Raw genomic sequence first — 13,178 nt, forward strand, 5'->3', positions numbered from 1 at the left:
CGGGTACGGGCATCAGGCACCCGCTCCGGACGCGGCGAAGACCACCTTGGCCCGGGCCGTGGCCCGGGTCTCGTCCAGAACGGCGACGAGGCGTCCGTCGGGGTCGATCGCGGCCACGGCGTCGGAGCCGGCCACGACGCTCGGGATGCGCTGGCCGTAGCCGAGCGCGACGGCCTCCTGGGCCGAGACCTCGTGGACGGGCAGCTGCGCGCGGGCCGCCTCGGCGATCGGGAGCAGCGGTATGCCGTCAGGCCCGTCGGACTCCGACGTGGCCGTCAGTGCCTCGAGCGACGCGGCGTCCTCGAGCCCGAACCGGCCCACCCGCGTGCGCCGCAGCGCCGTCAGATGGCCCCCGACGCCGAGCGCGGCGCCGAGGTCGCGGGCGAGGGCTCGCACGTAGGTGCCCGACGAGACGTCGACCTCGACCTCGACGTCGACGACGTCGATGGCCGGACCGACCTCGGGCGTCGCCGTGGCCGGGCGGACCGAGAGCACGTCGAAGCGGCTCACCGTCACCGGACGCGCAGGCAGCTCGACCGTGTCGCCCTGTCGCACACGGGTGTAGCTGCGCACGCCCTTGACCTTGATCGCGCTGACGGCGCTCGGCACCTGCTCGATGTCGCCCGTGAGCGCTGCGACGGCGGCGGGCAGCGCCGCCTCGAGAGCCGGCACGTCGTCGACGCCCAGCGCCGCGGTCGTCTCGCCCTCGGCGTCGTCGGTGAGGGTCGCCATGCCGAGACGGATCGTCGCGGCATACGACTTGTCGCAGCCGACGAGGAAGGTCAGCAGCTTGGTGCCCCGGTCGACGCCGAGCACGAGGACGCCGGTGGCCATGGGGTCGAGCGTGCCCGCGTGGCCGACCCTGCGGGTGCCGCAGAGCCGGCGCGCACGCGCCACGACGTCATGGCTCGTCCAGCCGGCCGGCTTGTCGACGACGAGCAGGCCCCCCGAACGGTCGGTCATCGTGCGTCGACGTCCGCGTCCACCTCGGCGTCCACGGTGTCGTCGCCATCGGTGTCCTCGGCCTCGGAGCGGTCGACCGGCTTGCGGTACGGGTCGGCGTCGCCCGCGGGCTTGGCGTTCGCCGCAGCGCGGGCGAGCTCCTCGTCCCGGGCACGCGTCTGGGCCACGAGGTCCTCGAGGTGCGCGGCGCCCTCGGGCAGCGCGTCGGCGATGAACTCGATCGACGGCGTCAGGCGGATGCCGATGCCCTTGCCGACGGCGGAGCGGATGCGGCCCTTGTTGGCCTCGAGGACGTCGGCCGTGGCCTGGCGGTCCTCGTTGCTGCCGAAGACGGTGTAGAAGACGGACGCCTGCTGGAGGTCGCCCGTGACCCGGGCGTCGGTGATGGTGACGAACCCGAGTCGTTCGTCCTTGAGCCGGAACTCGAGGTACTCGGCGACGATGACCTTGATCCGGTCGGCGATCTTGCGGGCGCGGGCGGGGTCAGCCATGACTACCTCTGCTTTCGTGTGACGTGCGGTCGGACCGGTCGAGCCGGCCCGACGTGGTGTTCACCCTAGTAGCGGGCCGCGGACGGCCCACATTCCCCGGCTGCGTCCCGGGGCGTCCGCGGGCCGGGTGGCGCCGAGCGGACGGCGACGGCGCCGACCCCCGTGGGGGCCGGCGCCGTCGGTCGTGTCGCGAGCTCAGGCTCGCGGCTTCTCACGCATCTCGTAGGTGGCGATGAGGTCACCGAGCTGCAGGTCGTTGTACGACCCGAGGTTGATACCGCACTCGAAGCCGTCGCGGACCTCGGTGACGTCGTCCTTGAAGCGGCGCAGACCGGCCACCTCGACGTTCTCGGACACGACGACACCGTTGCGGGTGATGCGGGCCTTGGAGCCACGCTTGATCTCGCCGCTGCGCACGATCGAGCCGGCGATGTTGCCGAACTTGCTCGAACGGAAGATCTCGCGGATCTCCGCCGTGCCGAGCTCGACCTCCTCGAACTCCGGCTTGAGCATGCCCTTGAGCGCCGCCTCGACCTCGTCGATGGCCTGGTAGATCACCGAGTAGTAGCGGATCTCGACACCCTCGCGCTCGGCGTAGTCAGCGTTCTGGCCCTCGGCCCGAACGTTGTAGCCGATGATGATGGCGTTCGAGGCCATCGCGAGGTTGATGTTGTTCATCGTGATCGCGCCGACGCCACGGTCGATGATGCGCAGGTCCACGTCGTCGCCGACGTCGATCTTGAGCAGCGCGTCCTCGAGCGCCTCGACCGAGCCCGACACGTCACCCTTGAGGATGAGGTTGAGGGTCTCGACCTTGCCCGCGGCGAGGGCCTCGTTGAGGTCCTCGAGCGAGATGCGCTTGCGGGACTTGGCGAGCACGGCCTGGCGGTCGGCTGCCTCACGCCGCTCGGCGATCTGGCGGGCCGTGCGGTCGTCCGGCGCCACGACGAACGTGTCACCGGCGCGCGGCACCGAGCTGAGACCGAGCACCTGGACCGGGCGGGACGGGCCCGCCTCGTCGACGTTCTGACCGTGCTCGTCGAGCATGGCGCGGACGCGACCGTGGGCCGAGCCGGCGACGATGGAGTCACCGACGTGCAGCGTTCCGGTCTGGACGAGCACCGTCGCCGTGGCACCGCGACCACGGTCGAGGTTGGCCTCGATCGCGACGCCGCGAGCCTCCTTGTCCGGGTTGGCCCGGAGGTCGAGGGCCGCGTCCGCCGTGAGGAGGACCGCCTCGAGGAGACCGTCGATGTTCTGACCCTGGCGGGCCGAGACGTCGACGAACATCGTCTCGCCGCCGTACTCCTCCGCGACGAGGTTGTACTCGGTCAGCTGCTGACGCACCTTGGCCGGGTTGGCACCCTCGACGTCGATCTTGTTGACCGCCACGACGATCGGCACGTCGGCCGCCTGCATGTGGTTGAGCGCCTCGATGGTCTGCGGCATGACGCCGTCGTCCGCAGCCACGACGAGGATCGCGATGTCGGTCACCTTGGCACCACGGGCACGCATGGCCGTGAAGGCCTCGTGACCGGGGGTGTCGATGAAGGTGATCGCGCGCTCGACGCCCTCGTGCTCACGGTGGACCTGGTAGGCACCGATGTGCTGGGTGATGCCACCCGCCTCGCCTGCGACGACGTCCTCGTTGCGGATCGCGTCGAGCAGGCGGGTCTTGCCGTGGTCGACGTGGCCGACGACGGTGACGACCGGCGGACGGGCCTCGAGGTCCTCGTCGTCCTCACCCTCGATACCGGTCTCGAGGTCGATGTTGAAGGAGTCGAAGAGCTCCTTCTCCTCCTCCTCCGGGGAGACGACCTGGATGTCGTAGCCGAGCTCGGCGCCGAGCACCTTGAAGGTGTCCTCGTCGAGGGACTGCGTCGCCGTGGCCATCTCACCGAGGTGGAAGAGCACGGTGACGAGCGATGCCGGGTTGGCGTTGATCTTGTCGGCGAAGTCGGTCAGCGAGGAGCCACGACGGACACGGATGGTCGTCTTGCCGTCGCCACGGGGGACGGTGACGCCACCCAGGCTCGGCGCCTGCATCTGCTCGAACTCCTGGCGCTTGGCGCGCTTGGACTTGCGGCCTCGGACCGGACGACCGCCACCGCGACCGAAGGCACCTGCCGTCGAGCCACGACCGCCGCCGCCACCGCGGGGACCACCGAAGCCGCCGGGACGACCCGGGGCACCACCGGGGCCACCACCGAAGCCGCCACGGCCTGCGCCACCACCGGGACCACCACGGCCCGGGCCACCGGCCGGGCGCTGACCCGGACGGCCGACGGTGCTGCGCTCCGGCATCATGCCGGGGCTCGGACGCGGGCCACCGGGACGCGGGGCGCCACCGGGAGCACCGCCCGGACGACCGCCTGCGGCAGCGCCGGGACGCGGAGCGCCACCGGGAGCGCCGGGACGCTGTCCACCGGGACCGCCCTGGCCGCCGGGACGCTGCTGCGGACGCGGCATGCCCTGGCTGGGGCTGAACGGGTTGTTGCCCGGACGCGGGCCGGCGTCGCCACCGGGACGCGGGGCGCGGGTCTGGCCCATGCCCTGGCTCGGGGCGAACGGGTTGTTGCCCGGTCGCGGCTGTCCCGGACGGGGAGCCGGACGCGGGGAGGCCGGGACGCCGGAGGTCTGCTGACCACCGTCACGGCTGGACTGCACCCGACCGGGAGCGGACGCCGCCGGGGCTGCGGGAGCAGCCGGGGCCGGAGCCGCTGGGGCGGGAGCCTTGGGTGCCGGAGCCGAGGGTGCCGGAGCAGCCTTGGCGGGCGCCGGGGCAGCCGCACGGGCCGCCGGTGCCGCGGGAGCGGCCGGCGCGGGGGCCGACGGCGCTGCTGCGGCGGGGGCAGCCGGCGCAGGGGCCGACGGCGCGGGGGCTGCCGGAGCAGCCTTCTGGGGGGCGGACGGAGTCGCGCCCTTGGGGGCGGCCTTGGGGGCCGCCGGCTTGTTGTCGCCGCCTGACGAGCCTTCCCGGGGGAAGGTCTCGATGATCTTGCGGACGACGGGGGGCTCGATGGTCGACGACGCCGACCGGACGAACTCTCCCTGGCTCTTCAAGTGTGCGAGCAGTGTCTTGCTCTCGACTCCGAGCTCCTTGGCGAGCTCGTAGACCCGGACCTTAGCCACATCTCTCCTGTTCCTGGTCCGGCCTGAACAGGAAGTGGCCGAACCGTGGGTTATTGCTGGGGCTTGCTCATCGCTGAGTACTCATCGGGTGCTCATAGCGTTTCAACCCGCCTTGTGGTTCGTTGACTGATCTCTGACTGATCCGGTGCAACCCGCAAGGGGCAGCACCAGTGCGTGCTACTCGTGCTGGACTCCGAGGTGTCGTGCCACCGCGCTCACGTCGACCGCGGCCTGCAGGCGCAGGGCACGTCCGAACGCCTTGCGGCGCACTGCCAGCTCGAAACAGTCGGGGGTCGGGTGCATCCATGCACCGCGTCCCGGCATCCGGTGCCGAGGGTCGGGGCGGAGCGTGACCGGGGGGTTGCCTCCGGCGTCTCCGTCCGTCACCGCGACCACTCGCAGCAGGGCCGACCAGCTATCCATTCCTCGACATCCCACACAGGTGCGGGACGGCTCAGCACGGAGTCCAGTCCGGTCGGCCACAGACAAGTCTACCGCGTCCGGGCGACCGCCCGCTCCACGGGGGCCGCCTCCCGGCCGCTCAGACGTCGTCAGGGGTGGTCCCGGCGCCGCCACGGGGGCCGGACGCGGCCCCGGCCTCGGTGTCGGGCCGGATGTCGATGCGCCACCCCGTCAGCTTGGCCGCGAGGCGGGCGTTCTGGCCCTCCTTGCCGATGGCCAGGCTGAGCTGGTAGTCCGGCACGACGACGCGTGCCGCGCGGGCCGCCGCGTCGACGATCTCGACCGACTGGACCCGCGCCGGCGACAGCGCGGCCGCCACGAAGGTGGCCGGGTCGTCCGCGTAGTCGACGATGTCGATCTTCTCGCCGCGCAGCTCGGTCATGACCGCCCGCACGCGCGCCCCCATCGGGCCGATGCAGGCGCCCTTGGCGTTGACCCCGGCGACCTTGCTGTGGACCGCGATCTTGGTGCGGTGCCCGGCCTCACGGGCCAGCGCCGCGATCTCGACGGTGCCGTCGGCGATCTCGGGCACCTCGAACTTGAACAGCGTGCGCACGAGGTTGGGGTGCGTGCGGCTCAGGCCGACCTGGGGCCCCTTGGGGCCGCGCTTGACGCTGACGACGAAGCACCGCAGGCGCTCGCCGTGGACGTACTTCTCGCCCGGCACCTGCTCGGCGAGCGGCAGGATGCCCTCGACGGTGCCGAAGTCGACGAGGACGTTCCGGGGGTCCTGGCTCTGCTGGATGATGCCGGAGATGACGTCGCCCTCACGGCCCTTGAAGTCCCCGAGGATCGCCTCGTCCTCGAGGTCGCGCAGTCGCTGGACGATGACCTGGCGGGCCGTCGATGCGGCGATGCGCCCGAAGCCCACCGGCGTGTCGTCGAACTCCGGACCGGGCTCGCCGCGCTGCGGGCGCTCGCCCTCCTCGGTCACGGGGAGCAGCTCGCCCTCCTCCCGGGCCCACACGATGACGTGGCCCGTCTTGCGGTCGAGCTCGACGCGGGCGATGCGCTGGCTGCCGTCGGTGCGGTGGTAGGCCACGAGCAGCGCCTGCTCGATGGCCGGGATGAGCACGTCGAGGCTGATGTCGCGCTCCCGTTCGAGGGCGCGCAGGGCTGCGAGGTCGATGTCCATCAGTGGTCCCCTTCCAGGGCGGACGTCTCGTCCGATTCGTCGGTGTCGGGGTCGGCGTCGGTCTCGACGTCCGGCCCGAGATCTGGGTCGGTGTCGGCGTCGGACCGCTTGAACTCGACCTGCACGGTGCCGCGGTGCACGGTGTCGAGCTCGAGGGTCAGCCGTCGCGCCGGCGTCTTCTTCGTCGCGGCGACCTCGAGGGTGAGCGAGTCGGCGCCCACCTCGACGAGGCGGCCGGTGTCGCTGCCGCCCTGGTGGGCGACCTCGACGAGGCGGCCGACCTGGCGCCGGAGCTGGTCGCGCGAGGTGAGGCCACGGCCCACGCCGGGCGAGGACACCTCGAGGACGTAGGGCGACTCGCCCATGACGTCGCTCGCGTCGAGCTCGTCGCTCACGGCCCTCGTCGCGTCGGCGACGGCGTCGAGCGACAGCGGCGGGACGGCGCTGGTCGTGTCGGCGACGTCGAGGTCGGCGATGTCGGAGTCGACGAGCACGCGCACGAGCCGCCTCTTGCCGGCGGGCGAGACGGAGACGTCCTCGACGACGAGCCCGAGGGGCGCCAGCACCGGCTCGAGCGTCGCTCTGATCTCCTGGGCCGTGCTCATCAGTCGACGCCTCCTGCTCTTCTCGAATGTCCGGCGCCGACACCCCGAAGGGCACGACGGACGCCGCGTGCCTCCACTCTATCGGCGCCGGGGCGTCGTCGCCGACCGCCGGCCGCGTGCGAAGATCTCGGCATGGACGGCGACACCCGTGGACCCGGGTCACGGGTGATGGACGGCATGGGTCGTCCGCCTCGGCGTCTCTTCGCGCTGGGAGCCGGCGCAGCCGCTCTCGCCGTGCTCGTCGACCGGGGCCTTCGCCTCGACGTCCCGCCGCCTCCCCCGCCGGTGCCGACTCGGCGCCCCGCTCCCGACGAGGCCCTCCTGCTGCATGCCGTGGCCGACCTCTCGCGCGTCGTCGCGGCGGAGACGTCCGTCCTCGCGGGCGAGGACGGCGGCGCCCTGGTCCGGCAGCTGCGCACGGTGAGCCGTGAGCAGCTCCGGGTCCTGCGCGGACGCCTGACCAACGCGGGCGTCCCGACCGCCGTCATCGCCGCAGCCGTGGCGCGGGGTCCGAGCGCGTCCCCGTCAGCAGCCCCGACGGGCACGCCCACACCCGGGAGCACGGCCACCCCCACCACCTCGGGGACCCCCGAGGCCGGTGCGCCCGTGCGCACCCGCACGGAGCTGGCCGCGCTGCTCGACTCGCTCGACCGGGACGACTGGGCCGAGCTCGCCGCCGCGACGGCCGGCACCCGCGACCTGCTGGCGGCCGCCTGGTCAGAGCGCCTGGCCGGCGCCGTGCTGCTGGGCCGGGAGGTCGCGCTGGCCTCGCCCAGCACCGCCCGGCCGGCCGTCGTCGCCCGCACCCAGCCACTCGTCTACGCCTTCGAGGTCGTCGCCGCTCAGAGCGTCGGGGACCAGCGGCAGCAGGCCGAGGACACCCTCGAGGCCCTCGTCCGCCTCGAGATCGCCGTCTCCGGCACGAGCTCGACGACGCCCGCCGGCTGGGCCCTGCCCCATCCGGTCACCAGCCCGGACGCCGCCCGCCGCCTCGCGACCGAGACGCTGTCGTCGGCGGTGGACGCCTCGACCGAGCTCATGGGAACGCTCCCTGACGCTGCCGCCCTCGAGGACGTGGCCCGCTGGAGCGCCCACCTCCAGGCACTCGCCGTCGACTGGCGCGTGCCCCTGACCGCCTTCCCGGGAGCCTCGGCATGAGCTACGACCCGATGTACGACCTCATCCCCGCCCACTTCGCCCATGCCGTCAGCGCCTACGAGCCCGACGGGCACGAGTCGGGTGACGACTGGCTCGACGCGCTCCCCGGTCTCATCCGCGACCTGCTCGCCGAGTGGGAGCTCGAGCCCATCGGCCGCAGCTCGAGCGGTGTCTGCGCCGTCGCCATCCCGGTGCGCCTCCTCGGGGCGGGACGTGACGTCGTCGGGGTCAGCGGCGAGGGGGTCCTCAAGATCTCCTGGCCCCACCCCGAGGCGGCCACCGAGCACCTCGCCCTGCAGACGTGGAACGGCCACGGCGCCGTGCGCCTCGTGCGCGCCGACCCCTCGCGCTTCGCGCTGCTGCTCGAGCGGCTGCACACCCGCGACCTGATGCGCGTCGACATCGACGAGGCGTGCGGGGTCATCGGAGACCTCCTCGCTGTCCTGCGGCGACCGCCACACCCACGCGTCCCCAGCCTCACGGCATACGCCCTCCGTCAGGCCGACGAGCTGCGCGCCGCACCTGCGGTGCTGCCGCGTCGCTACCTCGACCAGGCGGCGGCACTCGCCAAGGAGCTCACCGACCGCGCACCGTCCGAGGACCGGCTGCTGCACACCGACCTGCACTACACGAACGTGCTCGCCGCCTACCGCTCCCCCTGGCTGGCCATCGACCCCAAGCCGATGGCCGGCGACCCCGCCTTCGAGGTGGCGCCCGCACTGTGGAACCGGGCCGACGAGCTCGGCACGGGATCGGAGGTGCGGTGGTCCCTGCGCCGACGCCTCGAGATCATCTGCGAGCGCGCCGGTCTCGACGAGGGACGCGCCCGGGCGTGGACCATCGTCCGAGAGGCCGACAACGCCCTCGACGCCGCCGAGGGGCTCGCGGCGAGCCCGGCCGACGACGCGTGGGCGCACGACCGGATCAGCCTCGCGGTGACGATCATCAAGGCGATGAACGACTGACGTCGGGGCCCGTCGCGACCGGTGCGCGACGGGCCGGGATCAAATCGTTTCGACTCCGACTGTCGGACGCCGTAGCCTGTGTCGCGCTCCCCCCTTCGTTGTCGAAAGGCACTCGCATGCCTCGCCTTGCCATGCCCACCTCCCGCGACCGTCGCCCGGCCCCGCCGACGCCGGCCCGCGAGATCGCGCGCATCGCCGTGCCGGTGAGCATGGAGTTCGTCCTCATGCTGGTGCTGAACTTCGTCAACCAGATCGTCGTGGGCAGCCTCGGCGCAACGGCCATCGCAGCCGTCGGCTTCTCCAACAGCCTGACCTTCATCCTCGCCGTGACGCTCGGCTGTCTCGGGACGTCGGTCAGCATCCTCGTGGCCCGCGCGCACGGCGCCGGCCGGCGTGACGCCCTCGACCACACCGTGACGGCAGCGCTGCTCGTGGCCGTCGGTCTGGGCGTCGTCGTCTCCGTCGTGCCGTGGTTCTTCGCCGACCACCTCATGGGTCTCGTCGGCGCCTCGCCCTCGGTCGCGGCGGCCGGCACCGACTACTTCCGCCTCACCGTCCTCGCGACCCTGCCCGTCATGCTCAGCGCGATCCTGTCGGGCGTGCTGCGCTCGGCCGGACGGCCGACGAGCCCGATGATCGCGACCATGGTCACGGTCGTCGCCAACTCGGTGATCGCGTACTCCCTGGTCGTCGGGCTCGGCCCACTGCCCTCGCTCGGCGTCGCGGGCGCCGGCTGGGCGACCCTCGTCACCGCCGTCGCCAAGGCCCTCATCCTGCTGTGGATGACCTACGGGCGCCGCGGCGTCGTGGGCTGGAGCCTGCCCGACAGCCTGCGCCAGTGGCGGGCCGTCATCGTGCCGCTGTTCGTCCTGGCCCTGCCGCTCGGCGTCACCGAGCTGTTCTGGACCGTCGGGACCTTCCTCTACAACGTCGTCTTCCAGCAGCTCGGCGACGAGGCGCTGGCTGCCGCCCAGATCGTCACGACGCTCGAGGGCGTCTTCGTCGTCGGCAGCATCGGGCTGATGAGCGCCACGACGACGCTCGTGGGGCGTTCGGTCGGGCGCGGTGACGTCACCGACGCGATGGCCTGGGTGCGCCGCCTGACGCGCGCCGGCATCGGGACGGCCGTCGTCTTCGGAGTGCTCTTCGCCGTGTCGGTGCTGCTCCTCGACGTCCTCTTCGGCGAGGCAGGCCGCGACGTGCGCACGATGGCTGGCGTCGGCATCCTCATCAACGCCGCCTTCCAGGTGGTCAAGGTGCGCAACATGATCGTCGGCGCGGGCGTGCTCCCCAGCGCGAACGACGTGCGCGGCGTCATCATGGGCGACGTGGTCGGGGCCTTCGCCATCGGGCTGCCGCTCGCCGTGGTCCTCGGGCTGCACACGCCGCTCGGCTACGTCGGGATCTTCGTCGCCCGCATCCTCGAGGAGCTGGCCAAGCTCGCGATCTTCACGTGGCGGGCCAGGCGCGTGCGCTGGGACGTCCTCGTCGCCAAGGCGGCGGGACCGACCGGCCCCGCACAGCCTCAGGACGTGACGACGAGCTCCTGACGCATGCCGCTCGCGTAGTGGTTCTGCAGGTTGCAGACCAGCTCGTAGTGACCGGGCGCCAGGGTGAGCGTGACCCAGCCGACACTGCCCGACGCGATGCCGTCGCCCTCGCCGGCCGCGCACGAGGCCGACGCCTCCCCCAGGCTCCCGGCCTCGTCCACCGTGCCGTCGGACCGGACGACACGCTGACCCGCCGAGGCCCCTGCGGCCAGCGGCAGGACGACGAGCTCGTGGGTGCGCCACCCGGTGTTGTCCACGACGATGTTGACCCGACCGCTGCGGACCGTCGCGGGTGCAGCGGTGAGAAGCATGTGCGAGCCCATCGGGGCGACCCCGCCCATCATTCGCGACATCCCCATGTCGACGAGGGTCACCGTGACGCGTTCCCCGGCCAGGTCGGCGGGGGCGGCGCACGACAGCGGCGCCGCCAGGTGCGCGCCCGGGGTCGGCGTCGCGCGCAGACCGTTCATGCCGCCACCCGTGCCCCTGCCCGTGCCACTGCCCATGCCACTGCCCGGGGTCATCGACACGGTGGTCGTCGAGCACCCGGCGAGCACCACGCCGGCTGCGAGCGCGGCCGCCCAGCCACGACGCCGACCCCGGTTGCGAGCACGTCCTGCCATACGACGAACCTAACCCCAGGGGGTATGGTCGGCGCCCGGTTGTGACGCACCAGTCGTCCGTCTCCGGCCGGCGTGCGCGAGAGTGGATCCATGCCCAACCGCCTCGGAGCCGCCACCAGCCCGTACCTGCTGCAGCACCGGGACAACCCGGTGGACTGGCAGGAGTGGGGCGAGGAGGCCTTCGCCGAGGCCCGCGCGCGCAACGTGCCCGTCCTGCTGTCCGTCGGCTACGCCGCCTGCCACTGGTGCCACGTCATGGCGCACGAGTCGTTCGAGGACGAGGCGGTGGCCGCGGCGCTCAACGAGCGCTTCGTGTCGGTCAAGGTCGACCGCGAGGAGCGACCCGACATCGATGCCGTCTACATGTCCGCGGTGACCGCGACCACGGGCCACGGCGGGTGGCCCATGACGGTCTTCCTGACGCCCGAGGGAGAGCCGTTCTTCTGTGGGACCTACTTCCCGCGTGACCACTTCCTGCGCGTGCTGACCGCGCTCGACGAGGCGTGGCGCACCCGTGAGGAGGAGGTGCGCGCGTCCGGCACGCACATCGCGACCAGCCTGGCCGACGCCCTCCAGCCCCCGAGGCCGTATGCCGTCGAGCCCCGCGCGCTGTCGGGCGCGGTGGAGCTCTTGGCTCGGCAGTTCGACCGCACCGCAGGCGGATTCGGGGGCGCCCCCAAGTTCCCACCGTCGATGGTCCTCGAGTTCCTGCTCCGCCACCACGCGCGCACCGGCGAGACGTCGTCCCTCGAGATGGCGTCCCGCACGCTTGAGTCGATGGCCCGCAGCGGCCTCTACGACCAGCTCGCCGGGGGCTTCGCGCGCTACGCCGTCGATGCCGGCTGGGTCGTGCCGCACTTCGAGAAGATGCTCTACGACAACGCCCTCCTGCTCCGCGCCTACACGACGTGGTGGAAGGTGTCCGGCGACCCCCTGGCCCGACGGGTCGTCCTCGAGACGGTCGGCTTCCTCCTTCGCGACCTCGCGAGCGACGGGGGCGGCTTCGCCTCGTCGCTCGACGCCGACGCGGACGGCGTCGAGGGGCTGACGTACGCGTGGACACCCGCCCAGCTCGCCGACGTCCTCGGCGACGACGGGCCCCGTGCGGCCGAGCTGTTCGGCGTCACGCCGGAGGGCACCTTCGAGCACGGTGCGTCGACCCTGCAGCTGAGGTCCGAGCCCGCCGACCGCGGCTGGTTCGACGACGTCCGCTCCCGCCTCCTGACGGCCAGGGCCGCACGGCCGCAGCCCGGGCGCGACGACAAGGTCGTCACCTCGTGGAACGGCCTCGCGATCGGTGCGCTCGCCGATGCAGGTGGCGCGTTCGACCGGGCGGACTGGGTGCGGGCTGCCTCCGCCTGCGCCGCGCACGTGCTCGACGTCCACGTCGTCGACGGCGAGCTGCGGCGCGCCTCCCGCGACGGTCGCGTGGGCGCGGCCCGGGCCGTGGCGGACGACCACGGCAACCTCGCCGAAGGACTGCTGGCGCTCCACCAGGTCACCGGCGAGGGTCGCTGGCTCGACGCGGCCCGCGAGGTGCTGCACCGGGCCGAGGACTTCGCCGCGAATGACGGAGGCTTCCACGACACGGCAAGCGCCGCCGAGCCGCTCTACCTGCGTCCACGCAGTGCTGCCGACAACGCGGAGCCGGCCGGGCAGTCCTCTCTCGCGGGGGCGCTCGTGACCCTGGGCGCAGTGACCGGGGACCCCGAGACCCTCGACGCCGGCGCCCGGGCGACCGCCGCCGGGCTCGGCCTGGCGGTCCGCGAGCCCCGCTTCGGCGGCTGGTCCCTCGCCGTCGCGGAGGCACTCGTCTCGGGTCCGTTGCAGGTCGCGGTCGTCGGATCCGGGGCTGACGCCGACGCCCTCGAGCGGGTGGCGCGGCGCTCCCCCAGCCCGGGTCTCGTCGTCGTCCGCGGCGCGTCGGATGCGGTGGGGGTCCCGCTCCTCGCCGGACGCCCGCTCGTGGACGGCCACGCGGCGGCATACGTCTGTCGTCACATGGTGTGCGAGCTGCCGACGACGGACCCCGAGGTGCTCGTCGAGCAGCTGCGGGCCGGCCGGCCATCGGCCGACGGGTGAGGCGCGAACCGC

Annotated in this window: 11 protein-coding genes; 4 read left to right on the forward strand and 7 right to left on the reverse strand. The window is 72.9% G+C overall.

The features are described from left to right. Positions 1-12 precede the first annotated feature (12 nt). The 6 genes from truB to rimP form a co-directional block, all read right to left on the reverse strand. Positions 13-963, reverse strand: coding sequence for a tRNA pseudouridine(55) synthase TruB (gene truB, locus U5C87_RS18630; protein ID WP_330473971.1), 951 nt, complete (start codon positions 961-963; stop codon positions 13-15). Then, positions 960-1,454 carry a 30S ribosome-binding factor RbfA gene (gene rbfA, locus U5C87_RS18635; RefSeq protein WP_030146577.1) on the reverse strand — a complete coding sequence of 165 codons (495 nt, stop codon included), beginning with the start codon at positions 1,452-1,454 and terminating at the stop codon, positions 960-962. Before rbfA ends, truB begins: the two co-directional genes overlap by 4 nt. A 195-nt stretch (positions 1,455-1,649) precedes the next feature. Then, the gene (infB, locus tag U5C87_RS18640) at positions 1,650-4,586 is read right to left on the reverse strand and encodes a translation initiation factor IF-2 (protein ID WP_330473972.1); all 2,937 of its coding nucleotides are present in this window, start codon (positions 4,584-4,586) and stop codon (positions 1,650-1,652) included. Positions 4,587-4,763: 177 nt separating this feature from the next. Then, entirely contained in the window at positions 4,764-5,009 is a 246-nt protein-coding gene (locus tag U5C87_RS22695; RefSeq protein WP_229674773.1) for a YlxR family protein, read from the reverse strand. Positions 5,010-5,127: 118 nt separating this feature from the next. Continuing rightward, positions 5,128-6,183 carry a transcription termination factor NusA gene (nusA, locus tag U5C87_RS18650; protein WP_043415654.1) on the reverse strand — a complete coding sequence of 352 codons (1,056 nt, stop codon included), beginning with the start codon at positions 6,181-6,183 and terminating at the stop codon, positions 5,128-5,130. After that, positions 6,183-6,788 (reverse strand): ribosome maturation factor RimP, encoded by a 606-nt coding sequence (gene rimP, locus U5C87_RS18655; protein ID WP_330473974.1) that lies wholly within the window; start codon positions 6,786-6,788, stop codon positions 6,183-6,185. The genes nusA and rimP overlap by 1 nt, the downstream gene beginning before the upstream one ends. Positions 6,789-6,920: 132 nt before the next feature. Here rimP and U5C87_RS18660 point away from each other — a divergent pair, with 132 nt between their 5' ends. The 3 genes from U5C87_RS18660 (at position 6,921) to U5C87_RS18670 (ending at position 10,461) form a co-directional block, all read left to right on the forward strand. Next, on the forward strand, positions 6,921-7,946 hold the full coding sequence (locus U5C87_RS18660; RefSeq protein WP_330473975.1) for a hypothetical protein: 1,026 nt from the start codon (positions 6,921-6,923) through the stop codon (positions 7,944-7,946). Then, positions 7,943-8,911 carry an aminoglycoside phosphotransferase family protein gene (locus U5C87_RS18665; protein WP_330473976.1) on the forward strand — a complete coding sequence of 323 codons (969 nt, stop codon included), beginning with the start codon at positions 7,943-7,945 and terminating at the stop codon, positions 8,909-8,911. The genes U5C87_RS18660 and U5C87_RS18665 overlap by 4 nt, the downstream gene beginning before the upstream one ends. Before the next feature lie 131 nt (positions 8,912-9,042). Then, on the forward strand, positions 9,043-10,461 hold the full coding sequence (locus tag U5C87_RS18670) for an MATE family efflux transporter (protein ID WP_330473977.1): 1,419 nt from the start codon (positions 9,043-9,045) through the stop codon (positions 10,459-10,461). Here U5C87_RS18670 and U5C87_RS18675 read toward each other — a convergent pair. Continuing rightward, entirely contained in the window at positions 10,437-11,084 is a 648-nt protein-coding gene (locus U5C87_RS18675) for a hypothetical protein (RefSeq protein WP_330473978.1), read from the reverse strand. The two genes, U5C87_RS18670 and U5C87_RS18675, sit on opposite strands and share 25 nt — an antisense overlap. A 90-nt stretch (positions 11,085-11,174) precedes the next feature. On the opposite strand from U5C87_RS18675, the gene U5C87_RS18680 reads away from it, so the two are divergent. Next, positions 11,175-13,166, forward strand: coding sequence for a thioredoxin domain-containing protein (locus tag U5C87_RS18680; protein WP_330473979.1), 1,992 nt, complete (start codon positions 11,175-11,177; stop codon positions 13,164-13,166). Positions 13,167-13,178 lie beyond the last annotated feature (12 nt).

This window comes from Terrabacter sp. C0L_2 (assembly GCF_036352015.1).
GTDB classification, from domain to species: domain Bacteria; phylum Actinomycetota; class Actinomycetes; order Actinomycetales; family Dermatophilaceae; genus Terrabacter; species Terrabacter tumescens.

Bases quoted from the DNA above. Each gene is read 5' to 3' on its own strand.
- rimP (WP_330473974.1), bottom strand. From the start codon at position 6,788: ATGAGCACGGCCCAGGAGATCAGAGCGACGCTCGAGCCGGTGCTGGCG.
- U5C87_RS18680 (WP_330473979.1), top strand. From the start codon at position 11,175: ATGCCCAACCGCCTCGGAGCCGCCACCAGCCCGTACCTGCTGCAGCAC.
- U5C87_RS18660 (WP_330473975.1), top strand. From the start codon at position 6,921: ATGGACGGCGACACCCGTGGACCCGGGTCACGGGTGATGGACGGCATG.
- truB (WP_330473971.1), bottom strand. From the start codon at position 963: ATGACCGACCGTTCGGGGGGCCTGCTCGTCGTCGACAAGCCGGCCGGC.
- rbfA (WP_030146577.1), bottom strand. From the start codon at position 1,454: ATGGCTGACCCCGCCCGCGCCCGCAAGATCGCCGACCGGATCAAGGTC.
- U5C87_RS18670 (WP_330473977.1), top strand. From the start codon at position 9,043: ATGCCCACCTCCCGCGACCGTCGCCCGGCCCCGCCGACGCCGGCCCGC.
- U5C87_RS18675 (WP_330473978.1), bottom strand. From the start codon at position 11,084: ATGGCAGGACGTGCTCGCAACCGGGGTCGGCGTCGTGGCTGGGCGGCC.
- U5C87_RS18665 (WP_330473976.1), top strand. From the start codon at position 7,943: ATGAGCTACGACCCGATGTACGACCTCATCCCCGCCCACTTCGCCCAT.
- U5C87_RS22695 (WP_229674773.1), bottom strand. From the start codon at position 5,009: ATGGATAGCTGGTCGGCCCTGCTGCGAGTGGTCGCGGTGACGGACGGA.
- nusA (WP_043415654.1), bottom strand. From the start codon at position 6,183: ATGGACATCGACCTCGCAGCCCTGCGCGCCCTCGAACGGGAGCGCGAC.